This is a genomic window from Catenovulum maritimum (genome assembly GCF_001050375.1).
GTDB classification, from domain to species: Bacteria; Pseudomonadota; Gammaproteobacteria; order Enterobacterales; family Alteromonadaceae; genus Catenovulum; species Catenovulum maritimum.
Genome location: NZ_KQ130500.1, coordinates 1 through 25,869, shown reverse-complemented (window position 1 = coordinate 25,869; position 25,869 = coordinate 1). Strand labels below are relative to the sequence as shown.

Below are 25,869 nucleotides of genomic sequence, written 5' to 3'. Positions count from 1 at the left end.
TTTCCATTATATAAGCGCATAAATACAGTTTAAGATTGCAATCACTTTTCTTAACCTGTAACTTTTATGACTTAAGGTCGGTCTATATTCAGACAACAAAGCATCCATAATTATTGAGATAAAGTAATATGTTAAATAAGTTAAAACTATTCATTTTATGTAGTTCAGTATTAAGTCTGAATCTTTTCGCAGCGGATAAAAATCATACGGCGATTAAAGCCCAACTAGATATGATGGGACTGAGTGTTAAGTCGATTGAAGCTTCTCCGATTAACAACATGTTGCAAGTCATGACGAGTAAAGGATTATTTTATGTCAGTGAAGATGGTGAGTATTTATTTCATGGCAGCTTATTTAATTTAAAGAAAGGCTTAGTGAATGAGTCAGAGTTAGTGTTAGCCAAACACAGAAAAGAAGACTTAGATAAATTCAGCGGCTCGACGATTGAATACAAAGCGAAGAATGAAAAATACGTAATCAATGTATTTACCGATATTACTTGTGGCTACTGTCGTAAATTGCATAATGAAATGCAGGGTTATAACGATTTAGGTATCACAGTTCGTTATTTAGCTTTCCCTCGAGGTGGTATTGCTAGCCAATCTTATAATGATATGGTGAGTATCTGGTGTGCTGATAGCCCGAAAAAAGCAATGGATACAGGTAAAGCTGGTGGTCGTTTAACGGCAAAAACTTGTGCTAATGATATTAAAGAGCAATACGAATTTGGTGCCCAATCTGGGGTAACAGGTACACCAGCCATTATGTTAGAAAATGGCGTGCTAATTCCTGGCTATAGACCGCCTGCAGATATGTTGTCAGCATTACAAGGCGTTTAATATGCAAATTGAGCGACGCCTGATTGAGCAGTCAGGCGTTTTGCCTGACACCCTTCACCCAGTTTTAAAACGTGTTTTAGTTAACCGCGGTATTTCCCAACCAGATGATTTAAATCTCTCTGTAGCTGGCTTACCTGAGCCAAGTTTAAAAGGCTTACCCGAAGCGGTTGAGCTGTTGCATAGTGCTATTATTCAAAATAAGAAAATTTTTATTATTGGTGATTTTGATGCCGATGGTGCGACCAGCACGGCTTTAATGTTGACGGCTTTAAAAAGCTTTGGTGCGAAAAATCTTGATTATCTAGTACCGAATCGATTTGATTTTGGTTATGGCTTGTCTGTTCCCTTGGTTGATATGGCGGTTGAATATGGAGCAGAGGTATTAGTTACAGTTGATAACGGTATCGCCTGTATTGATGGCGTAAATCGCGCTAAGTCTTTAGGTTTGGAAGTGATTATTACCGATCATCATTTACCCGGTAACGTTACGCCAAAAGCAGATGCCATTGTCAATCCTAACCAAAATGGCTGTGATTTTCCAAGCAAGAACATAGCTGGCGTTGGTGTTGCATTCTATTTAATCCTTGCACTTAGGAAGTTTTGCCGCGACATTGACTATTTTGCGCAAGCAAAATTAGCGATACCTAATGTTGCTGAGCTATTGGATTTAGTGGCATTAGGCACGGTTGCTGATGTTGTCGCTTTGGATAATGTGAATCGAATTTTGGTTCAACAAGGCATTAATCGCATTCGAAAAGGGGTTTGTCGTCCTGGTATTAAGGCTTTATTAGATGTTGCGGAAAAATCGCATCGAGCTTTAGTTTCTTCCGATCTTGCCTTTGCGCTTGGACCTAGATTAAACGCGGCTGGCCGGCTTGATGATATGACAGTTGGTATAAGCTGTTTAATGGCTGAAAATTACTCAGAGGCAATGCGATTAGCGGCTCGGTTGGATGGCTTAAATCGAGAACGTCGAGAGATAGAACATAGTATGCAGGTAGAAGCGGTTGCCGAAATGGAATCACTTAGCTTTAAGCAAATACCTTTTGGCATATGCTTATATAAAGACGATTGGCATCAAGGTGTTATTGGTATCTTAGCTGGACGAATTAAAGAAAGGTTTCACCGCCCAACTGTCATTTTTGCTGAAGATAACGACGATATTTTAAAAGGCTCGTGTCGCTCTATCAAAGGTTTTCACATCCGTGATGCGTTAGAGCAAATGCACACGCAAAATCCAGATTTAATCATTAAATTTGGTGGCCATGCGATGGCAGCTGGTTTAAGTATACATAAATCTAATTTAGATAGGTTTAAACAAATATTTGATAATACGGTTGAGAAACTGATACAAGCTGACGCTTTAACGAATAAAGTGTTAACTGATGGCGCATTACAAGCTGACGAATATAGTATAGAAATTGCGAATTTATTAAAGCAAGCCATGCCTTGGGGTCAATGTTTTGAAGCCCCTATTTTCGATGATGAATTTAAAGTCGCGCAAGAAAGGCTGCTAAAAGACAAACATTTAAAATTAGTACTTCAGCATGCCAGTGGTGAAGTGTTTGATGCTATTTGGTTTAACTATAATCCTGATTTGTGGCAGCTAGGTAAAAGCCAAACTATGCACGCGGCTTTTAGTTTAGATACAAATACTTTTAGAGGTAAAACCTCTGTGCAATTAATGATACATACTGCTAGTTAACGCTTACTTACATTGAACTTAGATCATGAAAGACCATGAATATTGGATGAGGCTTGCACTGGAACAAGCGGCTTTGGCAGAAGCAGAAAATGAAATTCCAGTAGGTGCAATTATAGTGAAAGACGATACTGTAATCGCCAGTGCCTATAATCAATCTATTACTCAGCATGATGCGACAGGTCATGCCGAAATCAAAGTGATTCAGCGGGCAGGGCAATTTTTACAGAATTATCGTTTAGTCGGTTGCCGCTTATACGTCACGCTTGAGCCGTGCTCTATGTGTGCTGGTGCTTTAGTACATAGTCGGTTAGATAGTGTGATATATGGTGCTGACGACCTTAAGACTGGCTCGTGCGGCTCGATTATGAATTTAATCCAACACCCACAGTTAAATCATCAACTTGAATTGGTCTCTGGTGTGCTAGCTGACGATTGCGGTGCAATTATCTCAAATTTCTTCAAACGCAGAAGAGCAGAAATTAAAGCGTTGAAAAAATCTAAAAAGCAAGATAGTTAAAGAGTTTACTTGTGGTGTTTAACTAGATTTGAAACGGGGAAAGGGTGAAGAAACCAAGTAACCTAAAATGTTACTGTTTCTTCCATTTGTTGGTTAGCAAAGTTTTTACGTCGACCGATTACTTTATTATGAATTTTCTTTAATAAATGTTTTCTACGACAGCTTGTGCTATTCAACCTTCTTCTTTGTACAGCCATTTTGGCCTCCTTTTGTATTAAGATTTCTCTCCATTTAACCTAATGATTATGACAATAATATTAAGCTGAACTATTTTTATACAATTTAAGCTCTCATTACAAGCTTTAATTCGTCATTTCCTGATATAAAGTGATTAAAATTGATTTAAATTTAAAATTCCTACTTTATTTAGAGTTATTTTTGTTAAAAATAACTCTGTCTATGTTTTTCGACCCAAAGTAAACTCGAACCACAAACCGCAGCAGGTGCTATGATTAAGTTGATTATTGGTAACATAGTTAAAAAACTGACGATAAAACCAAAACTAAAGCAATCGGCTTTGTGTCGCCACAATTCGTTTTTCATCTCAATAAAACTGATACCGTTGTTATCGTAACTATAATCACAATACTGAACCGCCATCATCCAAGCGATAAAGCCAAGCCAGAGCAACTGGCCGACAATTGGAATCGTCATAAATAAGACAAAAAAGAATAAGGCTCGTGGAATGTAATAAACCATTTTTTGCCACTCACGAGTTAAGGCTCTGCCAACTTCTTCGGATAATTTAAATTGAGGGATTTTTGCCTGTTCAGCTTCAGACAAATGCATCTGTTCTATTTTACTCGCGAGTAGGCCATTAAATGGTGCAGCAATAAAATTATTAATGCTGGTAAAAACCAACGAAAAGAAAAACATCACACCAATTAAAGATAAAGGAAATAAAATGTCAGCAAGCCAAGATAGGTAGCTTGGAAAAAAACCTTCTAAAAATGCTTTTAGCCCACTTAATTCCTGATAGAGCCAGTAAAAACTGACACTGAGCAAAATAACATTTAGTAAAATTGGTAGGTAAACATACTTGCGTATGCCTTTTTGGTTTAAAAGGCCAAAACCTCTAAATAAATACTCTATACCCATGAAAAAAATCTTATTTGTTTAAAATCGCTAAAATATGCGACAAATCTATGAAGTCGTTTGTTCTTAGGCGCTTGTTTTGGTATGTTGCGTCTACTATTTTCTTGAAGTACCCAACCATACTGTTTAATGCGATTAAAGCAAATAAAATTAGCTGGCTTTAAGTCATTTGTTGACCCAACGACGGTTCCATTCCCAGGACAAATGACGTCTATTGTTGGCCCAAATGGTTGTGGAAAATCTAATATTATAGATGCAGTGCGCTGGGTATTAGGCGAAAGTTCAGCAAAAAATTTACGCGGCGATGCTATGACAGATGTCATTTTTAATGGCTCTTCTGCGCGTAAACCTGTTTCTCAAGCTAGCATCGAATTGGTATTTGATAACACTTCAGGCCGCATTAGTGGTGAATTTACTAGTTATAACGAAATATCGATAAAGCGAACGGTTAATAAAGACGGTACTTCACACTATTTACTCAATAATAATAAATGTCGCAAAAAAGACATTACTGAATTATTTTTAGGCACAGGGTTAGGCCCAAGGTCATACGCTATTATTGAGCAAGGCATGATCTCTAAGCTAATCGAATCTAAGCCACATGAGCTCAGGTTGTTTATTGAAGAAGCCGCGGGTATCTCAAAATACAAAGAACGTCGCCGAGAAACCGAAATCCGAATTCGGCATACACGTGAAAATTTAGAAAGGCTCGATGATCTCATCGCAGAGTTAGCGAACCAAATCGATAATTTGAAACGCCAAGCTGAATCAGCAAAAAAATATAAAGCGCTCAGGGCTGATGAAAGGCAATTTAAAGCAGAACTGTTAGCACTTAATTGGTCTGAATACCAAAGTGTCGTTGATACTTTGGACAAGCAAATCAAGCAGCAGCAGCTCAATTTAGATAAACTGATTAGTGAGCAATCCGTCGATGAAAGATTACAAACAGAATATAAACAAACTTTAGCTGAGTTAACGACTGAACAAGAACAGGTTAATCAAAGCCAATTTAAACTAGCGCAAGAAATTACCAAAATTGAGCAACAGCTGATTTTTCAAAAAGTAGAAAAAACTAAGCTAAATCTAGAACTCGATAAGTTGAATCAGAGCCTGACTGAATTAACAGCACAGGTTAAACAACAAACACAGCAAAATACCGAACAAACTGACAAGTTGAGTCGCATTACCCCTGAAATAGAACAAATTAGCTTGCAGTTAGACGAGGTAGAACAGCAACTCGAACAAGGTGAGATTGAGTTTAATCAAGCAAGTGAAGCCTTTGAATCAAACTCACAACAATATTATCAAACTAAAAACCAGCAGCAAAACATACAATTACAGGCAGAAAACTGTCGGCAAAGCATTACGCAAGATACCCAAAAACTTCATCAATTAAAGCAACAAGGCATAGAGCTTAGACAGGTTAAATACAGTGGCGATATTCAACAAATTACAGCGAAATCGAGTCAGGAGAAGACTCGATGCGAAGAGTTACAGAAACATGTTGCATCGACGAAAAATCAACTACAAGTTGATTATCAAGCATGGTGTGAAAGAGAGCAAACCAGAGATGGACTTAGAGCAGATTTACAAAACTGTCATGCCAGAATAACTAGCTTACAAACGCTAATAGAAAACCAAACTCAATTAGATGACACTAAACTGCAAACTTGGTTTCAACAAAATCAGATAGCTGAATATAAAAATTTATATGACGATATCAAAATACAAGCAGGTTGGGAACTTGCCGTTAACACGGTTTTAAAGCAATGGCCTGCAGCTTATGTGATAAACCAAGCAATTGGGTTACAGCTGAGTATGCCTGATTTTGAGCTCACTTTGTTCAATCAAGGTAAGAGCCAAACACCTGTCGATAAAGTTGCAAATAGCTTAGCGGAAAAAGTGGATGCGCCAGCTGCTATCATCCAGTTATTAAATCGAATTGAAATAACGACAGAAGCGCAAAACTCTAACCCTGATATATTCGATTCTATGATTGAACAAAATGGCCATTGGCGCAGTCAGGTTTGGTCTTATTTCCCAGCTAAGCAAGATAATGCAGTGTTAGTGAATAAATCTAAACTAGACAAAGCGCAAAACCAAGCTCGGGAAATAGTGGCGGCATTAGAATTGGCGGAAACTCAATTTTTACAAGCAAAAGCTCAACATGAGAAAACGCATCAGCTCAGCCAGAAGCAGCAAAACGCATTCGTCATTTCGCAGCAAAAATTAGATAAATTGGCTGATGAATTAGAGTTAGCTAATAAACAAATGCGTTATCAGCAAACACAAATTCAAGCCAATGACACTGAAACCGCTCAGCTGACATCAAGACTTGAAGATAAAGCCCAGCAGCTAGAAATACTAGAAGACCAAAGCGAAGAATACACAATCAAGCTAGCTGAGTTAGCCGACGTTAAAGCATTATCCGAAAATAATAAGCACAGCTTATACGAAAAACAAAAGCACCTGCGCGCATCGCAAAACCAGGTTAAGCATACTCTGCATCAGCTTCAGATCCAATTTGAAACCACAAAGCACCAAATTGAAAGCATCAAATCAAATTTGGCAACGAATCAAACGAGACTAATTGAGCTAGAAACAAAGCAAACTCAAACTAATCAAGCGTTAAATGAAGTAACCCAGCCAAATCAAAGCTTAGCCTTAACGCTTCAGCAAAAGTTAGGACAAAAAACAGAGCTAGAAGACACCAAAGTTCGACTGCTTGAGAAAATAAAAACCGTCCAACTCAGTTTAGCTAATTTAGAGCAAGGCCAACACAGTCACTTTGGCCAGAGGCAAAAGCTGCAAGACTCAATTAGCCAATTTCAAATTGAACAACAGGGTTTTAAAGTCAAAGCCAAAGGTATTTTAGAAAATTTAAATGAACTGAATGTGAACTTGGATATGTTGTTACAGCAGATGCCAGTACAAGCAGAGCAGAAAACTTGGCAGCATAATTTAGATAAGTTGAGCATTAAAATTGCGAAATTAGGCGCAATTAACTTGGCGGCGATTGATGAATATGAACATCAATTGCAGCGTAAAGAATATTTAGACGCACAAAAACAAGATCTTGTTTCAGCGATTGAAACCTTAGAAGATGCGATTAGAAAAATAGATAAAGAAACAAAAGCTAAGTTTAAAGATACCTACGAAACTATCAATCAAGACTTAAAGCGACTTTTTCCAAAAGTATTTGGCGGAGGTTCAGCTTGGCTCGAGCTGACAGATAATGATTTACTTGATACTGGGGTTAGCATAATGGCTAGACCTCCGGGTAAGAAAAATAGTACGATTCATCTATTATCTGGTGGTGAAAAAGCATTAACTGCATTATCGTTAGTGTTTGCAATATTTAGGTTGAATCCTGCGCCGTTTTGCATGTTAGATGAAGTTGATGCCCCTTTGGATGATGCCAATGTTGCGCGCTTTTGTAATCTAGTTAGAGAAATGTCGAGTACGGTCCAATTTATTTATATATCACACAATAAAATAGCGATGGAAATGGCTAATCAACTGGTCGGTGTCACAATGCAAGAGCCTGGAGTATCAAGAATGGTTGCAGTCGATATCGAAAAAGCAATAGAATTAGCTCAGCATTAGATTATTACCCTAAGTACAGCTTATATATTCTGAGCTGAGGTTAATTAGTGAATAAAATTAAAAGAAAAGGTTAAAAATGGAATCAGAATTACGTTTAATCCTTATGGTGCTAGGTTTTATAGCAATTGCTGCGCTTGTCGTTCACGGCATATACACCATACGTAAAAATAAGCAGATTGAATCCGAGCAATATTCAACTAATACCGACGCAGAAGCTGATGATGGTGTAATTTCTAAACCTAGGGTAGTTACAGCCAAAGCTAAAAAAGCGGAAAGCAGCTCAGACCAAGCCTCAGATGATAAAAAGTTTTCGATTAAACAAAGTATCAATAATCTAAAACAAGAGAAGGTTGAAAAACCAAAAGTGAGAGTAGAGCCTGAGTTAGCAGGAAGCCAATTGCAAATGGAATTACCCGACGCGGATGATCACTTTGGCGATGAGATTATTGATCAAATCAGCGCTCGTGAAACACTTGAATCTGAAATACCTTCGGTTTCAGAGCCTGCAGAAGTAGAACAAACGGCTAAATCGAGCGAACAAAATCAGTCTAACCCCGAAGAAGTTCTAATTTTGAATGTAGTGGTTGCAGAAGGCCAGCAAATGTCGGGTGCGGTATTATTACCTACTTTATTAACACTGGGCTTTAAATTCGGCGAATTTAATATTTTTCACCGTCATGAATCGCCATCAGGCGAAGGTGAAGTCTTGTTTAGTTTGGCAAACATGTTTAACCCAGGTACTTTTGATATTGATAATATTGAGCAGTTCACCACTCAAGGGGTTTCATTATTCTTGAGTTTACCTGTTGCGGGTGACTCACAAGCTGCGTTTAACATGATGCACAATGCAGCGAAAAAAATAGCCGCAGAATTTAATGGTCAAGTATTAGACGGCCAGCGCAGCGTGCTAACGCGACAAACAGTACAACACTGCACAGATCGCATTCGCGAATTTGAACGCAGACAGTTGCTCAAAGCTTAAGAAGTTAAGCACATATGTCGGATATAAAATTTAGCCCAGAAGAAAAGCAGCACCTTGTAGATAAACTTCAAACTTACTTTGAAGACGAACTACAACAAGAACTCGGCCAGTTCGATGCTGACTTTTTACTTGATTTTATATCTGAACATATGGGTAATTATTATTATAATCGTGGTGTACAAGATGCTCAGCTTGTACTCCAAGAAAAAGTTGAAGCAATAACTGACGCGCTTTACGAAATTGAAAAACCGACCCGATTTCACCGTTAATATCCTCAAGCTCAAGGTGTTTTCTAGTTAGCCCTTTTGCAAAATCTGTAAAAATAGTTCGATATTTTTATCTTTTATTTGTCGAATCCTCACTAAATCGAAATTAATTGATCCAATCAGCGAAAAAGTAATAATTTTTATTATGTAAATTGGCATAAAGCGATTAATATCCCCGCCTGAAAAGCTTGCTTAGATTGAGTAGTTGTTTGACATAATTTAAGCTAGCTTTTGACAGTAAATAGTTAGAGCGTATAAAGCAGTTGAATATGGTTTCTCAACAAATTTTTGGTGTTTATGCTGATCATTGTCTATACAATTTAATTTAGTAAATAGTAGACGGTTCAGTGCAAAGAGCACATGTGGAAGGTGAATACGTTTTAGATGAATAACGCAGTAATTTAATGAAAGAGCAAAATCATGAGTAAAGTAGTCATAATTGGTGCTGGCGGTGTAGGCCAGGTGGTTGCGTTTAAATGTGCGCAATTAGCAGAAGTATTCACAGATATCACTTTAGTGAGCAGAACTGAATCTAAATGTGTTGCGATTGCAGCAAAGATAAAGCAAAGCCTAAACCGTGAAATATCAACCGGTCAGGTAGATGCAGATAATGTACCTGAGCTAGTCGCTTTACTGAATAAGATAAAGCCAGAGTTGGTTATAAACGTAGCTTTACCATACCAAGACTTAACCATAATGGATGCTTGTTTAGAAGCTGGCGTACATTACATGGATACAGCCAATTATGAGCCACTAGATACAGCTAAATTTGAATATAAATGGCAATGGGCTTATCAAGAAAAATTTGAAAAAGCTGGTTTAACTGCATTGTTGGGTTCGGGTTTTGATCCGGGCGCGACCAATATGTTTACTGCGTACATTGCAAAACATTATTTTGACGAAATACATACACTCGATATTATCGACGTTAATGGTGGCGATCATGGTTACCCGTTTGCGACAAACTTCAATCCAGAAATTAATATCCGTGAAGTGACTGCAGAATGTCGTCATTGGGAAGATGGTCAATTCGTTACGACGCCTGCTATGTCGACTAAGCAAAGCTTCACCTGTCCTGATGGTGTTGGTAGCTATAACATTTACCGTATGTATCACGAAGAACTTGAATCTTTAACCAAGTTTTACCCAAGTTTAAAGAAAGCTCAATTCTGGATGAGTTTTGGTGAAAGCTACTTAAAACACTTAGAAGTTTTAGGTAATGTTGGTATGACAGGCATAGAACCAATTGAATTCCAAGGCCAACAAATTGTGCCGATTCAGTTCTTGAAGCAGCTGTTACCAGATCCATCTACTTTAGGACCACGAACTAAAGGTAAAACTTGTATTGGTTGTGTGGTCACTGGGATTAAAGACGGCCAAGAAAAAACCGTTTACTTGTACAACATTAAAGATCATCAAGACTGCTATGCTGAAGTTGAATCACAAGCAATTTCTTACACTACCGGTGTACCAGCTATGATTGGCGCGAAAATGATTTTAGAAGGCCAATGGAAAAAACCGGGTGTTTGGAATATGGAACAGCTTGACCCAGATGCATTTATGGCAGACATGAATGAATATGGGTTACCTTGGCAAGTTATCGAAAACCCAGACTTTAATTTACTTTAATAACTCAACCCGAGTTAACTAAGTTTTGTTGAATGGCATTAAGGTGAATACACCTTAATGCTTTATCTCCTTCCTCTGATTCAGCTAGCAGAAACCGAATATGTTAAACAGTAAAACTTTTCATCAGTTCGATCCTAATCGAGTTCCTTCACCTTGCTTTGTCGTCGACGAAGTTGCGTTAAAAAACAATCTAGAAATTCTTCAGCAAGTGCAACAAGCGTCTGGGGCGAAAATTCTTTTAGCGTTAAAAGCTTTTTCTATGTTTAGCCTAGCGCCACTTATTGGCCAGTATTTAAAAGGGACTTGTGCCAGTGGCTTAAATGAAGCGAGATTAGGTAAAGAAAAGTTTCAAGGTGAAGTACACACTTTTAGCGCAGCCTATACAGAGCAAGATTTAGCTGAAATTTTAAAAATTACCGACCATTTAATTTTTAACTCTTTTAACCAATGGCAAAGATTTCAGCCATTATTACAAGCAGCAAAAGCAGAGCGACCTGAATTAGAGTTTGGTTTAAGAGTGAATCCATTACACTCAGAAGGTTCGACACCTATTTATGATCCATGCGCCCCTGGTTCTAGACTGGGGATCCCTTATCCAGAATTTCAGCAGCATAGTTTAGAAGGGATTACAGGAATTCATTTTCATACTTTATGTGAGCAAGAATTTGAGCCTTTAAGCCGAACTTTAGATGTTATTGAAAAAGAATTTTCAGAGCTATTACCTAAATTAAAATGGGTTAATTTTGGTGGCGGACACCATATTACTAAGCCGGGTTATAACATAGATGGCTTGGTCGAAAGGATTAAAAACTTCCAACAAAAATATGATGTACAAGTTTACTTAGAGCCGGGTGAAGCCATTGCGATTCACACAGGTGTGTTGGTTAGTGAAGTGCTAGATATAACGCACAATGCGATGGATTTAGCTATATTAGATACCTCAGCGACGTGCCACATGCCAGATACATTAGAAATGCCATACAGAGCAGAGGTTTTTGGCGCTGGGGAAGCTGGTGAGCAAGCGCATACATACAGATTGGGTGGCCAAACTTGTTTGGCGGGCGATGTCATTGGCGATTACTCTTTTGCTGAGCCATTGACTCTTGGTCAAAGGATAATGTTTGATGATATGGCGCATTATACTATGGTTAAAACGTCGACCTTTAATGGCATTGGGTTACCGAGTATTGCAGTGTGGAACTCAGTAACAGATGAAGTGAAGCTGATTAAACAATTTGGTTACGAAGACTTTAAAATGAGGCTGTCTTAACAGGGCTTAGATGTATGCGTTTATATTGATTTAGCTCTATATTACTTACTCTATCTAGCTGACAATACGGCAATAAGCACAGGTTATTTTGATTCAATGAGACCCAATCACAAAATCTGTGCTCATTTTGGCAAGCATTAACAGACCTAAGATTTAGCTGTTATTTATGTCATCTTGCAGTGTGATTCTACCTTCTGTCCAAGTCGAAAATAAGTTTTCCCATTCTGTTGTATCCCAGCTTAAGCTATCTGCTAAATCTATTGCTTTACGCATGTGGGTAAAAGCCAGTTTTAATTGGCGATTGTTACTATCACGATAGCTTAATGCTTTAACAAAATGAAATTCTGGATCAGCTGCTTTTTCTTCGGCAAGTTCGGTTAGATATTGGTTAGCAAGCCCTGCATTATAATAATCTTGCTTGTTATCAATTAAATGGATGTAGGCAGCTCTGAGCTTAGCATTTGAGATATTTTGCTCAGCAGCACGAGCGTACCAAAATAAAGCTTTTGGTATATCTTGTTCAACCCAAGGACTATGCTGAAGTAACGCTGCTAATTGGAAATTTGCTTGGCTGTAACCGTGTTGCGCTGCTAACCCTATATATTCAATCCCTTTGGCGACATCAATTTGTTCTCGGTATAAATACAAGCCATATTCGTATTGAGCGGCAGGCCAGTGCTTTTCTGCACATTGTTTAAGTAGCGCTGCGCCTTCTTCTGGTGTTTTGGTTAAAAATTTAAACCGCATTAATGCCATCGCAAGTTGGAACTGATCTGCCGTTTTGTCGCTTGCTCTGAGTTTATTCGCGATACGACGCATACGTGAATATAAATTAGGGTGCTTGGCTTCTAACTCGAATCTAGACATATCGGCAATGCCTAAAATTTGCTGGCCAACAAACCAGTTTGGCTGTTGATCCAGTTGCACTGGGGATTTATAAAAGCGGGCAAAGTCGTCAACCCGTTTTTTGACATAACCCATTTTTTGACTGGTTGCTAAATCGCGAACACTGCCATCTAAAGCGATTTGATAGTCGAGTACGGCAAAGTAAGGTCGGTCGTTTAAATTGATAAAGCTAGATGGGCGGGCAGTTGATTGCGCTGGCTCTGAGCCAAAGTCACTTGATGTAAACTCACCGTCCTCGCTAAAGCTATCCGAAAAACTATCTTCAATTGAAAAGCTTTCAACCGAATCGCTTGGATCGTCAAACCCTTGCTCAAACCAATCTTCGTCAAATACTGATGAACTCAGGGTGAGTTTTTTGGATAAATTTTCATTCACTGTGACTGGGAAGTATTTTGCCTGCTGGGCTTTTTTACCATATTTTTCAATTGTTTTTGCTATCAGATGGCTTTGTTTAAGGCGTTGTTGCTCTGGTAAGCTATCTAAAATTTTTGCGGCAATTTGCTCTGAATCCGAAATTTTATATTCAGCTGCTAAAGAAAAATAGATTAAAGCTAAGGGAATATTTTTCGGAATACCTAGCCCTTTAAAATGCATGTAACCTAATTGGTAATAGGCATGTGGGCTGCCAATCTCTATATTTTGCTCGTAAGCTGCTTTTGCTTCTGTGTAGGCTTGTTGTTCAAACAGAACATCTGCGTCCATGACTGTGGTAATTGCTTGCGTATAACCACTAAAGAATAAACCTAAAACTAACCAATTTTTCATTTTTATTACTCATAACATCCGATGTTAAGCTTTATACTATTTGGTCTAATTATCGTCTATCAAAATAACATAAAATTTACTTTCGGCTTAATTGGGTTTCGCTGATTAGTGAAATGCTTAATAAGTGGCTCGATAATTTTATAAATCGAGTTGATTTTCTATCTGCTGGCGCAGTGCTTTGTTGGGTAGCTTGTTTAACCAGTTTCGTGCTGCAACCATGTCGAGTTTTGCGTACGTTTCTAATACGACTACATGAGCTCCAGTAAGATACTCGATCGGTTGTTTACTATTAGCAAGGTCATCTAACCAACGGACTGCTTCATCAGGATTTTGGTTGACCCATGCCTGTGCTATATCAAACATTAACTCATGCCAAATTGCCTCAGGAGCAAGGTACTCGAGTTGATAAAATACATAATCGGGTTGTACTTTCGCATAGTTTTTGAGTAGACCACGCATCAGCATTTCGTATTGTACTTTAGAGAATTTATTGCTCTGTGATTGTAACCAAGTTAGTGCTAATTGTGGTTCTTTAAGGCTCCAATTATTGATTAACGACATACTAAAGGCGAATTGTTCGGCCACCTCATTCTCACTTATAAACTGTGCTGCTTTTGCTGGATTTTTGCTGATGAACTCGTAAATCTGTTGAGTGGAGTTAATGCGAGTTTTAGACTGGGTTAAGCTTATATCTGAGTTAAGGCTTGAGTTTGTCTCCAAAGAGAATGACTTGACTGGTTCTATGTCTAGTTTTGCTTGTTTAATTGATGAGTTAAATTGATCTGCGGGTGGTTTTTGCTCTATGTTTTGTTTAGGTAAAAAATAGCCTAACCCCATAATGATAGGCAATAAAATCAAGCTTAAGCTGATAAACTGTCGAGTCATAACAAGCACCATAGTTAATTGGCGCACCATACGGCGCGCCGCTTAAAATTAATTTAATTCAGCTCTGGCACCACTAACATAAACAACTTGTTCGTCGTTAATTGTACCGCTTAAAATTCCGCTTTCACCACCTTGTACGTATATGCCCCAGCGTTGTACCGTTGGTGTATCACCTCGCTCCCAAGTTCCGGCCGCTTTTTCAACGTTATTGATGAAAGCTTTATAGTTATAGCCATCGTCAGTCACTCTTAAGTTAAAACTTTGGCCAACATTAAACCCAGTATCAATTTTTTCGTTTTGGCTGAATACTTGATTACGTTTGACTAAAATAATGTCGCCGTCTTTTTCTACCCATAAAGAGATCCCCCATGCTGGATAGGTGCCGTCTTGGGTATTTAAGCCGCTGCCTTTTGATTGGAACAGCATGACATCTTTACTACCGTTATGCTTTTCTACTCTAAAGCGAGCTGAAAATGTCACGGTTTTACCATCTGCTTCAACTGTTGATAAATGGTTACCCACAAAGGCTTCACTTCGAGCTGCACCTATTCGTGTACCAAAAAAGTTTTCATCATTAGGAAACATTCTAAATACTTGAGTGTTACCATCTTTTTGATACCAACGCGTGCTGGGAGAAGTTGAATAAGAGCTACCAAATGGATTATGCCAGCGCATGTCACTATTCGGCATAACCGAGCGAGACCCAGTCCCAGTTGTTTCAACAACCGAGTTATTTACGTTTATTTCGGTACCTCGAGTATCTATTGTGCCGTTATTTACGTTATTAAGCATGCTTGTTTGTTGTTGTGAAGTAACAGCCCTAGCGACATTATTGGTTAAATTGCTCCAATTTGGATTCCAACCTTTAAAGTCTCCCCATGCTTGGCTACTAGCCAAAGACGCTGCAATCAGAAATGTTGCAGAAAGCGGTTTAGCGATGATTTTCATTATTTTTCCTTATTTTTAAAGTGCTTGGGTTAATAAAGTGTTTGTTTTGTTGTTTTTGTGTTGATTTAATATGTTTCATGTTGGTCTTAATTGCAACAAAAAGATCTAATTTGATTTTTTTGTCATGGGTGTTTTTATCTTTTAGTTTAAGTGCGTGTTTTAAATAAAAATGATTTGGGTAAGATCTAAACACATAGTATTGCCCATGATATTTACTATAAATTTATTTATTTGATTTGTTGTAAGCGCTTACATTTTGTTTTAAACTTATTAATGCATATTTAATTTAAGGTAAACATCATGGCTTTTTCTATTGAAAACCCAGAATCGAATGCCAGTATTCCAACTGGAGAAAATGCTGGGCAATATCGTTCAGCGTTAATTGTATTAACATCACTATTTTTTATGTGGGGCTTTATCACAGCCCTGAACGATATTTTGATTCCCTACCTTAAGAGTCTTTTTTCGCTTAGTTATTTACAAGCAATGGCAGTAAACTTTTGCTTTTTTAGTGCTTATGCAATTGTTTCCTATCCTGCAGGTAAGTTCGTAAAAAAAGTGGGTTTTCACAAAGGGATAGTCGCAGGCTTGAGTATCGCGGCCTTTGGTTGTTTGCTGTTTGTGCCAGCAGCCCACTTTAAAGTGTACGCTTTGTTTTTAGCTGCTTTGTTCGTGTTAGCGAGCGGTATTACTTTGCTCCAGGTATCAGCTAATCCATTTGTTACTATCTTGGGAGAACCCGAAAAAGCCGCGATGCGCTTAAATTTAACTCAGGCATTTAACTCTTTAGGGACTACAGTTGCGCCAATATTTGGCGGAGTATTGATTTTATCTTACTTAAGCTCTGCAGATAATTCAGATGCCGGATCGGCAGTTCAGTTACCCTATTTATTGCTGGCTGCGACATTTTTCGTCTTGACTCTTTTATTTTGGAAAGTGATTAAATTACCACAAATAAATACCGAAGAACCTAATACAGAGAGCCAGTCTGGTGCCAGCGCATGGCAGCATAAGCATTTGGTGTTGGGTGCGATTGGTATATTTGTTTATGTTGGCGCTGAAGTTTCTGTAGGTAGTTTTTTAATTAACTTTTTAGGCGAATCCCATATCGCAGGTATTACCGAACATCAGGCTGCTAAGTATGTATCAATATTTTGGGGCGGTGCCATGGTTGGCCGCTTTGTCGGCGCTGCATTGATGACTAAAATTGCAGCCAATAAACTCCTTGTTTTGAACTCGTTTTGTGTATTTGCTCTATTATTGGTCACTATTTTGGCTGAAGGTCAGCTAGCTATGTGGGCTATTTTAAGTGTTGGCTTTTTCAATTCTATTATGTTTCCAACTATTTTTAGCTTAGCGTTAAATCGTCTCGGTTTAGCAACGAGTCAGGGCTCTGGTATTTTATGTTTGGCTATTGTTGGTGGCGCTTTCATTCCTTTACTTCAAGGTGCTGCAGCAGATATTTACAATGTGCAGTTTGCTTTCATTGTGCCTTTAGTCTGCTATCTTTATATTGGCTTTTATGGCTTCACTGGTTACAAATATAAATTAAATAAAGCCTGAGGGTAAATAATTTGGAAAATATTAAGGCATTGAAAATAAGTGAAAAAATTGGTTATGGTTTAGGTGACACGGCCAGCAATTTAGTTTTTCAAACGCTGATGATATTTTCCACTTACTTTTATACCGAGGTTTTTGGGCTATCTGTTTACTTAGTCGGATTTTTACTCATTATTGTTCATTCGATTGATGGACTTTCGACTTTTTTTATTGGTTTTTTAGTTGATAGAACCAATACTAGATGGGGAAAATTTAGACCATATATTTTATGGTTTTGTTTTCCTTTGGCCTTTTTTAGTTGTTTAGCTTTTACCACACCTGATTTTACTGAACTAGGCAAGTTCAGCTATGCCTTGGTCACATTGGTACTGCTCACGATCACTTACTCATTATTAAACATACCTTATTGCGCACTTGCAGGGTATTTAACCCAATCGCCTCAACAACGAATTTCTTTACAGTCATACCGCTTTTCTCTTGCTATGTTAGGTGGCTTAATGATCAGCGCTTTCATGATACCTATGGTGGAATGGTTAGGTGCAGGAGATGAGCAGCAAGGATTTCAGTTGGCTATGATAGTATTGAGTTCGCTCGGGCTGGTATTTTTTCTGATTTGTTTTTACACCACTAGAGAAAGAGTTGCGAATGAACATATGTCTCACGGCAGTCTTAAGCAAAACTTAAGTTGGATATTATCCAATCCAGAGTGCAGGTTTATTGCATTTATTTGCTTTTTAATTTTATTAGCAATCGTGATTAGAAACTCTGTGACTCTGTTTTATGTTGGTTATTATTTAGATATGTCAGCCCAAAGCTCACTTTTTCTTTCTGTTGGAATGATAGGGAGCATTATAGGCAGTTTTTCCACCCAGCATTTCTCAAAATATATTGGCCAACTTGGACTATATCGAACGGCACTTATGGTTTGTGCTTTGATAAGCTGTGCTAATTATTGGGTGTTGCAAGATCAATTTTATCTCGCCCTAGTTTTTAATTTCGGCTTAAGTTTCTTTTTACAAATGGGAAGTCCCATTTTATGGTCAATGTTAGCTGATGTTGCTGATTATGCAGAAGAACAAAGTAAGATACATCTGACCGGTGCGGTTTATTCTGTTAGCCAAGTTTCAATGAAACTCGGAATTGCATTGGGCGGTGGCTTATCAGCATGGAGCCTAGGTATGTTTGGCTATCAAGCAGATTCAGTTCAAACTGAGACGAGTTTGCATGGGATCTTAATTGTCTATACTATTTTTCCTGCTGTGTTACTGGCCTTTATTGCTTACCTGCTCAAATTTTATAAGTTATCTATAAAATGATAGCGCTTATCATTCTGTTGTCTCGCCTTTAAGTCTAAAATCCGGTTTATCCGCTAATTTACCGAGTGTAAATAGTGTATTTTGTTTGTCTGTTTCGTTTTTTTTACATTTTAAAGATAAAAAATCAACAATTACTAATGTAAGCGCTTTCATTTTGTTTCACTTTATTCTAAACTTATTTCAATTCTTAAATTATTGGCAGAGATAAGGTCTATTCAAATAATGAAACTTCCATCAAATAAAATACTTATCGCACTTTGTATGTCAGGTGCATTAGCGAGTTGTAGTCAGTCAAACCAAGCAAATCAAACCGTTAACCCGATTGATATCTGGCCATCGGTTAAATCAGCTGTCACTAAAGATGCGGCTGTGGAGCAAAAAGTGGCTTCTCTTTTAGCTAAAATGACACTCGAACAGAAAGTCGCGCAAATGATTCAACCAGAGTTACGCTTTGTTTCAGTTGAAGATATGCGTAAATATGGGTTTGGTTCAATCTTAAATGGAGGAGGCTCTTTCCCTGATGGTAATAAACAAGCCAACGTTAAAGATTGGGTAGATCTTGCTGATAGCTTCTACCTTGCTGCACTAGATGATTCTCAAGATGGTATAGCAATACCATCAATTTGGGGAACAGATGGCGTACATGGGCATAATAATGTTTATGGTGCGACTTTATTTCCACACAATATAGGTTTAGGTGCTGCTAATAACCCAGAACTGATCAAAAAAGTTGCCGAAGTGATTGCGAAAGAAGTTGCAGAAACGGGTATAGGTTGGAACTTTTCGCCAACGGTTGCAGTTGCGCGAGATGATAGATGGGGACGCGCTTATGAAAGCTTTTCTGAAGATCCTGCTATTGTAAAAAGTTATGCTGGTAAATATGTAGAAGGCATGCAGGGCGAAGCCGGTAAAAACTTTTTAGCTTCCGACAAAGTTGTTTCAACGGCTAAACATTTTCTTGGTGATGGAGGAACAGTTGAGGGGGTCGATCAAGGCAATAATATTGATTCAGAAGCAGAGCTGTTTCGCCTACATGCTCAGGGATATGTAACCGCTATTGAAGCGGGTGTACAAACCGTTATGGCATCATTTAATACATGGCATGGTAAAAAAATGCATGGTAATAAATATTTATTAACCGATGTATTAAAAGAAAAGATGGGTTTTGATGGCTTAGTGGTTGGTGACTGGAATGGACATGGTCAAGTCAAAGGCTGTAGCAATGATAAATGTGCCCAAGCAATTAATGCTGGGGTTGATATTCTTATGGTTCCGGAAGATTGGAAAGCTTTATATTTCAATACAATCGCTCAAGTTCAGTCTGGTGAAATTGCACTATCTCGAATCGACGACGCTGTGACTCGAATTTTAAGAGTTAAATATAGAATGGGCGCGTTTGATGCTAAGCCATCTGATCGACTTCATGTACCTAATAAAGGGGCGATTGGTTCTATATCACATAAAGAAATAGCACAACAAGCGGTGCGAGAATCTTTAGTCTTACTTAAAAATAATCACAACATATTACCGCTAAAACCAAACTTGAATGTACTTGTTGCTGGTGATGGTGCAGATAACATTGGCAAACAAAATGGTGGTTGGACACTCACATGGCAAGGTACTGCAAATGTAAATTCTGATTTCCCTAATGCGACTTCTATTTATCATGGTATTAAACAAACACTAGAAGCGAACGGAGGCCAAGCAAACTTAAGTTTAGATGCTTCTTATACTGAAAAACCAGACGTTGCCATTGTAGTATTTGGTGAAAATCCTTATGCGGAAATGCAAGGCGATATTAAAGACGGCAATTTAGAGTATCAAGCTGGCGTTAAAACTGATTTGAAATTATTGCGAAAGTTAAAGAGTGAAGGCATTCCTGTTGTGAGTGTATTTTTAACTGGTCGTCCGCTTTGGGTGAATAAAGAATTAAACGCTTCAGACGCTTTTGTTGCTGCTTGGTTACCAGGTACTGAAGGTGGCAGTATTGCGGATGTTTTATTTAGCGAGCTAAATGGTCAAATTAAACATGATTTCAAAGGGAAACTTTCTTTCTCTTGGCCTGCAAAACCAGATCAAACAATACTTAATGTAAATGACCAAAACTATAAGCCATTATTTGCATATGGTTATGGTTTAGATTACAACTCTAATCAAATGATTCCGGATTTAAATGAAGATTTAACTATTAAATCTGCGGCTGTTGCAGATGAACTGACCTTGTTTAATCAAGCTCCAACACTGGGTTTTGACTTTAACTTGTACAGCCAAAATACAAAGGTAGCGGTTAACTCGAATACGGTAAGCTTGGACGCAGCTAACAGTGTGACTTACAAAAGCTTTAACCGTTTTGTGCAAGAAGATGCATTTGAATTAACTTGGTCAGGTAGTCAATCAGCGGGTATTCAATTAGTGAATCCAGCAGGCTTTGATTTTTCTGAATATGCCAAAGCAAATAGCAGTGTGAGTTTTGATTTAAGGTTACAAACGCCAGTTTCAGGTCAAGTGGTTTTCAATTTAGCAACGACTCAAGGGCAAGCATTTTCAGTTGATTTAGCTAAATACATTAACAGCTCAGCACTTGGAGAATGGCAAACGCTCAATATTAATCTATCTTGTTTAAATGAGAACTCAGAAACTTTCAAACAGGTGAGTAATATCTGGTCGATTGAATCAGACCAGCCTAATAAGTTGAGTGTTTCTAAGATTCGCATCGTTTCAAATCAAGCAAGTCAAGACTGCCCTTAAGCTTTCCCTTGTAGCATAACTCTAGCAGTCTAGCCGTTCGGACTAGGCTGCTTAATTTATGGAAAATGTATGACTCATTTAAAATTTACGGTATTAATATCTTCTTTATCAGCACTCGTATTAATTGGTATTTCAAGTTGTTCAGGAATCAAAACGGCAAAATGGGAGCTGGTTTGGCAAGATGAATTTGACGGCGCTAGCCTAGATTTAAGCAAATGGAATTACGAAGAAAATTGTTGGGGTGGGGGTAATAACGAACAGCAGTGCTATACAAATAAACCCGACAATGCTTACGTAAAAGACGGTGTTTTGAATATAGTTGCCAAAAAAGAAACCTTTACTGGTCCAGCTCATGTCGATGGTAATATGTCTGATAGCAAAACTTTGCCATATACCTCTGCCCGTTTAAATACCAAGCATAAAGCCGATTGGACATATGGCCGCTTTGAAATTAGTGCCAAATTACCGCAAGGGCAGGGTACATGGCCAGCCATTTGGATGTTACCTACGGATAATGTTTATGGGACTTGGGCGGCTTCTGGCGAAATAGATATTATGGAAGCGGTTAATATAAATACAGCTTCGGATGCCCCTGAAGCAGAGCAAGGCGCTTTAGAAACCCGAATCCATGGCACTTTGCATTTTGGACGAAATTGGCCAGAGAATGTGCATTCTGGTACAAGCTACACCTTGCCAAACAGTCAAGATCCAAGCTCAGATTTTCATCAATATGCAGTTGAATGGGAGCCGGGGGAGATTCGTTGGTATGTCGATAACATTCACTACGCAACTCAGACTTCAGCTGGTTGGTACACGCAATACCCAGATCAGGCTGGCAAGTTAGTGAATGGATCAGCCGATGCGCCATTTAATCAAAACTTTCATATATTATTAAACTTAGCTGTCGGCGGTGCTTGGGCTGCTAATACTAATAATAAAGGGATTGATCCAAGTGTTTTTCCTCAAACCTTGGCGATTGATTATGTTCGTGTCTATCAATGTAGTGATCAACATAACTGCGGCACTAAAAACCTTAAAATTAAACCGCTAAAAGGGCTTTCAGCGCCAGCGCTTTAACAATGGCGATTCAACTTTAGCCCAAATTTTAGATTAAAGTTTGGGCTAAAAATGGGGCTAACATGAAGGCTAAATGTTAGCTTTTATTTTGCGAGTTTTTGAAATTCACTCGGGGTCATACCCAGTTGTTTTTTAAACACAGTCGCGAAATAAGCAGGATTTTTAAACCCGACTTCATAGGCAGTTTCGGTAATACTTTTAACAAGTAATAAAGATTTTGCTTTGTCTAATCTCACTTGGGTTAGGTACTGATTTATTGTTTGGCCCGTATGTTGTTTAAATAATTTTATGGCCTGTGCGCGGCTGGTTCCTACTTGCTCACAAATAGTCTCCAAATTGAGTTCTTTATGGTAGTGGCTCAAAATGCAAGCTTGGATTTGTTCAACTATTCTATTGTCGACACCTTGGCTATTTTGTTGGCTTAATTGGTTTACTAAATCATGTGTATGTTTTAATAATGCTTGGTTAATCTCGGCTAAAGAATTTGCCTTGTCTATGTTGTCGCCGCTTGTCTCAAGTTGTTTCATGCTTCCTTCGTAATCAGCGCCTTGGTATAGAGCTGCATCGAATAATATAAAAGCGATTTCTTTGGCTCTTATTTTGTATGTATCTAAATTGTCATGACAAAACGTTGATAAAGCGGCTACCAAGTCATCAAACCTTGGCTCTATTAAGCCTAAGCTAACGGTATTGACAGCTTCAACTAAAGATTCCCTTTCTTTGTAAGGGTAGCTTTTATTGAGTGTTGCTGGATAAAACTGACTAAATTCACAATGTTTATTTAAGCTAAATTGAGTTCTTGCTAACTGGTTTTGATGTGTGTGGTGTTGGTTTTGTTTTAGTTGATCAAGTCTAATTTCATAGTAAACGGCCCATGCCCAAACTAAAGCCGTCACGCTCGCGCCACTATAGTACCAAGCCCACTGCTTAAAGATTAGGCCAACAGTCATACACAAGCATAGCCACAAAACACCGTAACATAAGATTAGCGCTTTATGATTTTGATTCGAATTGTCGGATTTTTGCCTTAAAAAATATACTAAAGACAGGCAAGGAATAAATAAAACGCTAGCGATAAATCCCAGTTGAGAAAGGTACACATACTCGGCTTTAATCAAAAAGTTAGTCCAAGGTATTTCGCTGCCTTTTATTTGAACTAATGGCGGTGAGATAAGAAAAATGGCACTCCAAATTAATCCCAAGTAATAAGGTATTCGTTTTAATTGGCTTGAGAGTGTTATTTTGGCGCTGATAAGTAAGCCGTTAAGCAGTGACGGAATACCAAAACTAAACAGTAGAATATTCCTAGCAATATCAAAATACCGGTTAGCGGTTTCAATCGGCAGCATATTGATCAGTGGCCCTGCTAAAAAACAGGCAAAGCATAAGATAAATATAGCGAAATGATGGTAAGCCTGCATTTTATGTCTGATTAAAGTGAAGTAGGCTAAAACCAATAAATAGGTTATTGCTGCGACAAAAGGTATGACCCCTTGCGTAAACATGTGCCAAGAAATCTCAACTTTGTTCATTTATTACTCATAAATTTTACTGCTAGTTCTAGCTTTAAGTTTAACGTTAATTATTGTTGAATGTTTACAAATTTGTAAGTTTATTAAAGAATTAGCTTAATTTGAAATCTTTATAGCCTTTTTTATAAGCTGAAATTTTGATTATGTGAGATAAATCCACTGATTAAAATTGTTTAGATAAGGTTTCAAATGAAATTAAATATTCAGCGCATTTTGGCTAAGGGGTTAAAAAGTTTAGTTTGGCTTTTTGTTGCTTGTACTTTTGCGAATGATACCGAGCAACCCAATATACTCTTTATTTTAGCGGATGATGCTGGATATCATGATTTTGGCTTCCACGGGAGTAAAGTCATGCAAACGCCTAACTTAGATAAGTTAGGCAATCAAGGCATCTTATTTACACAGGCCTATGTGAGTGCCGCTGTGTGTGGTCCTTCTCGAGCGGGTATTTTAACCGGTCAGTACCAACAAAAATTTGGCTACGAAGAAAATAACGTGCCCGGTTATATGAGTCACTCAGGTACGCTTGGCGACGAAATGGGCTTGCCGCTTAATTTAAAAATAATGCCCGAATATTTAAAAGCGCAAGGTTACACCACAGGATTATTTGGCAAGTGGCATCAAGGTAATGCGGACAAATTTCATCCAACTAAACGTGGCTTTGACTATTTTTATGGTTTTCGAGGTGGGGCAAGAAGCTACTTTGCTTTTAATGAAGACAACCCAAATACTCGGCCTGAAGATTATTTAGAGCAGGGATTCAGGCAGTATAAAGAATCACCTAAGTACTTAACCCATGCTTTGGTAGATAAAACCATAGAATTTATCGAACACAGCCAAACCAAAACAACAGACAAAAAACCTTTTTTTGCGTTTCTATCTTTTACTGCAGTCCATGCGCCTATGGAAGCTGAAGCCGCTGATCTGGAAAAATTTTCAGCCTTGACGGGTAAACGCAAAACGCTGGCAGCGATGACATTCGCTATGGATAAAGCGATTGGACGGCTACTGAATCGACTCGAGCAGCTAGGAATTAGAGATAATACCTTGGTTGTGTTTACCAATGATAACGGCGGACCAACCGATCAAAACGCTTCAAACAATGCGCCATTAAGTGGTACAAAGGCAAATCATTTAGAAGGCGGAATTCGAGTGCCTTTTATCATGTGTTGGCCTGCTAAACTGAACCAATTAAAAGTTTACCGTGATCCGATTATTACACTCGATTTGTTACCAACATTTTTTGCTGCTGCGGGTGGTGATATGAAAACACTCAAAGATATTGATGGCAAAAACCTGCTTCCATTTTTAACTGGAACAATGGCGAATAATGAAACACATACACCACATCAAATGCTTTTTTGGAAGAAAGAAACCCGAGCTGCAATACGACATGGGGCATGGAAATTATTACGCTTCCCAGATCGGCCTGCTGAACTCTATGAGTTGGAATCAGATCCGGCAGAAGAAATTAATTTAGCGGCAGCACATCCAGAAATCGTCACTGACTTATATAAAAAACTATTTAGCTGGGAGCTCACTCTAGAGCGACCTAAATGGCAGTTGAAACGCCAATATGAAGGTGCGGCTATGCAGCGCATGGATAAGTATCGAAAACATCTAACAGATTAATTTTAAGAAGGTTTATCGCATGAAAAAGTTCATTCATCTGTCCGCTTACTGGGCAATTGTACTATGGGCAAGTGTTATAGGTTTAGCGCAAGCAAAGCAAAAACCTAATATTGTGGTTATTTTAGCGGATGATCTTGGTTATAGAGACGTAGGCTACACAGGTGCCCAAGATATTAAAACGCCCAATATAGATAAATTAGCTTATGGTGGTGTAAGGTTTAACAACGGCTATGTGACCCATTCTTATTGTGGGCCTTCTCGCGCTGGGCTACTAACTGGTCGTTATCAAGCGCGATTTGGCATGGAAAATAACGTATCTTATTCTCCAGATGATAAGTATATGGGACTACCTCTGTCTGAAAAAACCTTTGCCAAACGGTTACAGGAAGTTGGCTATAAAACAGCCATTATAGGTAAATGGCATCTGGGTGGCGCACCCCATTTTCAACCTAATAAACGAGGTTTTGACTATTTTTATGGCTTCTTAGATGGCGGTCATCAATATATGCCAGGCGAGGTGCATCTTGGGGCGGATGGTTATTGGTTACCAATTATGCGAAATCATGATGTCGCTGAATTTGATGAGTATCT

21 protein-coding genes are annotated in these 25,869 nt (G+C 38.3%); 14 read left to right on the top strand and 7 right to left on the bottom strand.

Annotated elements, in window-relative coordinates:
* The first annotated feature begins 128 nt into the window (after nt 1-128).
* From dsbC to tadA, 3 genes are read left to right on the top strand one after another with little or no spacing between them, the layout of a single operon-like run.
* Nucleotides 129-839, top strand: coding sequence for a bifunctional protein-disulfide isomerase/oxidoreductase DsbC (gene dsbC, locus XM47_RS15265; RefSeq protein WP_048694393.1), 711 nt, complete (start codon nt 129-131; stop codon nt 837-839).
* Nucleotide 840: 1 nt separating this feature from the next.
* On the top strand, nt 841-2,544 hold the full coding sequence (gene recJ, locus XM47_RS15260; RefSeq protein WP_048694391.1) for a single-stranded-DNA-specific exonuclease RecJ: 1,704 nt from the start codon (nt 841-843) through the stop codon (nt 2,542-2,544).
* A gap of 25 nt (nt 2,545-2,569) precedes the next feature.
* Nucleotides 2,570-3,061 carry a tRNA adenosine(34) deaminase TadA gene (gene tadA / locus XM47_RS15255; RefSeq protein ID WP_048694388.1) on the top strand — a complete coding sequence of 164 codons (492 nt, stop codon included), beginning with the start codon at nt 2,570-2,572 and terminating at the stop codon, nt 3,059-3,061.
* Nucleotides 3,062-3,123: 62 nt separating this feature from the next.
* On the opposite strand, the gene XM47_RS19470 is transcribed toward tadA, so the two are convergent.
* Nucleotides 3,124-3,258, bottom strand: a complete 135-nt coding sequence (locus XM47_RS19470) for a hypothetical protein (protein WP_281175820.1) — start codon at nt 3,256-3,258, stop codon at nt 3,124-3,126.
* 184 nt (nt 3,259-3,442) lie between these two features.
* Nucleotides 3,443-4,159 carry a sulfate transporter CysZ gene (cysZ, locus tag XM47_RS15250; RefSeq protein ID WP_048694385.1) on the bottom strand — a complete coding sequence of 239 codons (717 nt, stop codon included), beginning with the start codon at nt 4,157-4,159 and terminating at the stop codon, nt 3,443-3,445.
* A gap of 126 nt (nt 4,160-4,285) precedes the next feature.
* On the opposite strand from cysZ, the gene smc reads away from it, so the two are divergent.
* The 5 genes from smc (at nt 4,286) to nspC (ending at nt 11,909) form a co-directional block, all read left to right on the top strand.
* Nucleotides 4,286-7,762 carry a chromosome segregation protein SMC gene (gene smc / locus XM47_RS15245; protein ID WP_048694383.1) on the top strand — a complete coding sequence of 1,159 codons (3,477 nt, stop codon included), beginning with the start codon at nt 4,286-4,288 and terminating at the stop codon, nt 7,760-7,762.
* Between the two features lie 76 nt (nt 7,763-7,838).
* A complete protein-coding gene (gene zipA / locus XM47_RS18765) occupies nt 7,839-8,744 on the top strand; it encodes a cell division protein ZipA (RefSeq protein WP_053084584.1) in 906 nt (301 codons plus the stop codon).
* A gap of 14 nt (nt 8,745-8,758) precedes the next feature.
* Entirely contained in the window at nt 8,759-9,013 is a 255-nt protein-coding gene (locus tag XM47_RS15235) for a DUF2164 domain-containing protein (protein WP_048694380.1), read from the top strand.
* A 417-nt stretch (nt 9,014-9,430) separates the two neighbouring features.
* Nucleotides 9,431-10,639: a saccharopine dehydrogenase family protein gene (locus XM47_RS15230; protein WP_048694377.1), complete on the top strand. Its 1,209-nt coding sequence runs from the start codon at nt 9,431-9,433 to the stop codon at nt 10,637-10,639.
* 100 nt (nt 10,640-10,739) lie between these two features.
* Entirely contained in the window at nt 10,740-11,909 is a 1,170-nt protein-coding gene (nspC, locus tag XM47_RS15225; protein ID WP_048694375.1) for a carboxynorspermidine decarboxylase, read from the top strand.
* Between the two features lie 153 nt (nt 11,910-12,062).
* Here nspC and XM47_RS15220 read toward each other — a convergent pair whose 3' ends face one another.
* From XM47_RS15220 to XM47_RS15210, 3 genes are all read right to left on the bottom strand, one after another.
* The gene (locus tag XM47_RS15220; RefSeq protein ID WP_048694372.1) at nt 12,063-13,580 is read right to left on the bottom strand and encodes an SEL1-like repeat protein; all 1,518 of its coding nucleotides are present in this window, start codon (nt 13,578-13,580) and stop codon (nt 12,063-12,065) included.
* Between the two features lie 138 nt (nt 13,581-13,718).
* Nucleotides 13,719-14,465 (bottom strand): hypothetical protein, encoded by a 747-nt coding sequence (locus tag XM47_RS15215; protein ID WP_149865531.1) that lies wholly within the window; start codon nt 14,463-14,465, stop codon nt 13,719-13,721.
* A gap of 48 nt (nt 14,466-14,513) precedes the next feature.
* Complete coding sequence (locus tag XM47_RS15210) at nt 14,514-15,413, bottom strand: hypothetical protein (protein ID WP_048694366.1); 900 nt, start codon at nt 15,411-15,413, stop codon at nt 14,514-14,516.
* A 300-nt stretch (nt 15,414-15,713) separates the two neighbouring features.
* Here XM47_RS15210 and XM47_RS15200 point away from each other — a divergent pair, with 300 nt between their 5' ends.
* Both XM47_RS15200 and XM47_RS15195 read left to right on the top strand, forming a co-directional pair.
* Nucleotides 15,714-16,976: a sugar MFS transporter gene (locus tag XM47_RS15200; protein ID WP_048694362.1), complete on the top strand. Its 1,263-nt coding sequence runs from the start codon at nt 15,714-15,716 to the stop codon at nt 16,974-16,976.
* 11 nt (nt 16,977-16,987) lie between these two features.
* Nucleotides 16,988-18,289 carry a glycoside-pentoside-hexuronide (GPH):cation symporter gene (locus XM47_RS15195; RefSeq protein WP_172656548.1) on the top strand — a complete coding sequence of 434 codons (1,302 nt, stop codon included), beginning with the start codon at nt 16,988-16,990 and terminating at the stop codon, nt 18,287-18,289.
* 9 nt (nt 18,290-18,298) lie between these two features.
* Here the strand turns inward: XM47_RS15195 and XM47_RS19150 are convergent, their stop codons facing one another.
* Nucleotides 18,299-18,442, bottom strand: coding sequence for a hypothetical protein (locus XM47_RS19150; protein WP_154665756.1), 144 nt, complete (start codon nt 18,440-18,442; stop codon nt 18,299-18,301).
* 69 nt (nt 18,443-18,511) lie between these two features.
* On the opposite strand from XM47_RS19150, the gene XM47_RS15190 reads away from it, so the two are divergent.
* A complete protein-coding gene (locus tag XM47_RS15190; protein ID WP_048694359.1) occupies nt 18,512-21,037 on the top strand; it encodes a glycoside hydrolase family 3 protein in 2,526 nt (841 codons plus the stop codon).
* Nucleotides 21,038-21,106: 69 nt separating this feature from the next.
* Nucleotides 21,107-22,114, top strand: a complete 1,008-nt coding sequence (locus tag XM47_RS15185) for a glycoside hydrolase family 16 protein (protein ID WP_053084583.1) — start codon at nt 21,107-21,109, stop codon at nt 22,112-22,114.
* An 83-nt stretch (nt 22,115-22,197) separates the two neighbouring features.
* On the opposite strand, the gene XM47_RS15180 is transcribed toward XM47_RS15185, so the two are convergent.
* Nucleotides 22,198-23,646: a helix-turn-helix transcriptional regulator gene (locus tag XM47_RS15180; protein ID WP_048694357.1), complete on the bottom strand. Its 1,449-nt coding sequence runs from the start codon at nt 23,644-23,646 to the stop codon at nt 22,198-22,200.
* A 189-nt stretch (nt 23,647-23,835) separates the two neighbouring features.
* Here XM47_RS15180 and XM47_RS15175 point away from each other — a divergent pair, with 189 nt between their 5' ends.
* Nucleotides 23,836-25,278 (top strand): sulfatase-like hydrolase/transferase, encoded by a 1,443-nt coding sequence (locus XM47_RS15175; RefSeq protein ID WP_048694351.1) that lies wholly within the window; start codon nt 23,836-23,838, stop codon nt 25,276-25,278.
* Between the two features lie 19 nt (nt 25,279-25,297).
* Nucleotides 25,298-25,869: sulfatase-like hydrolase/transferase (locus tag XM47_RS15170; protein ID WP_048694484.1), on the top strand; the 572-nt coding region annotated here is incomplete at its 3' end.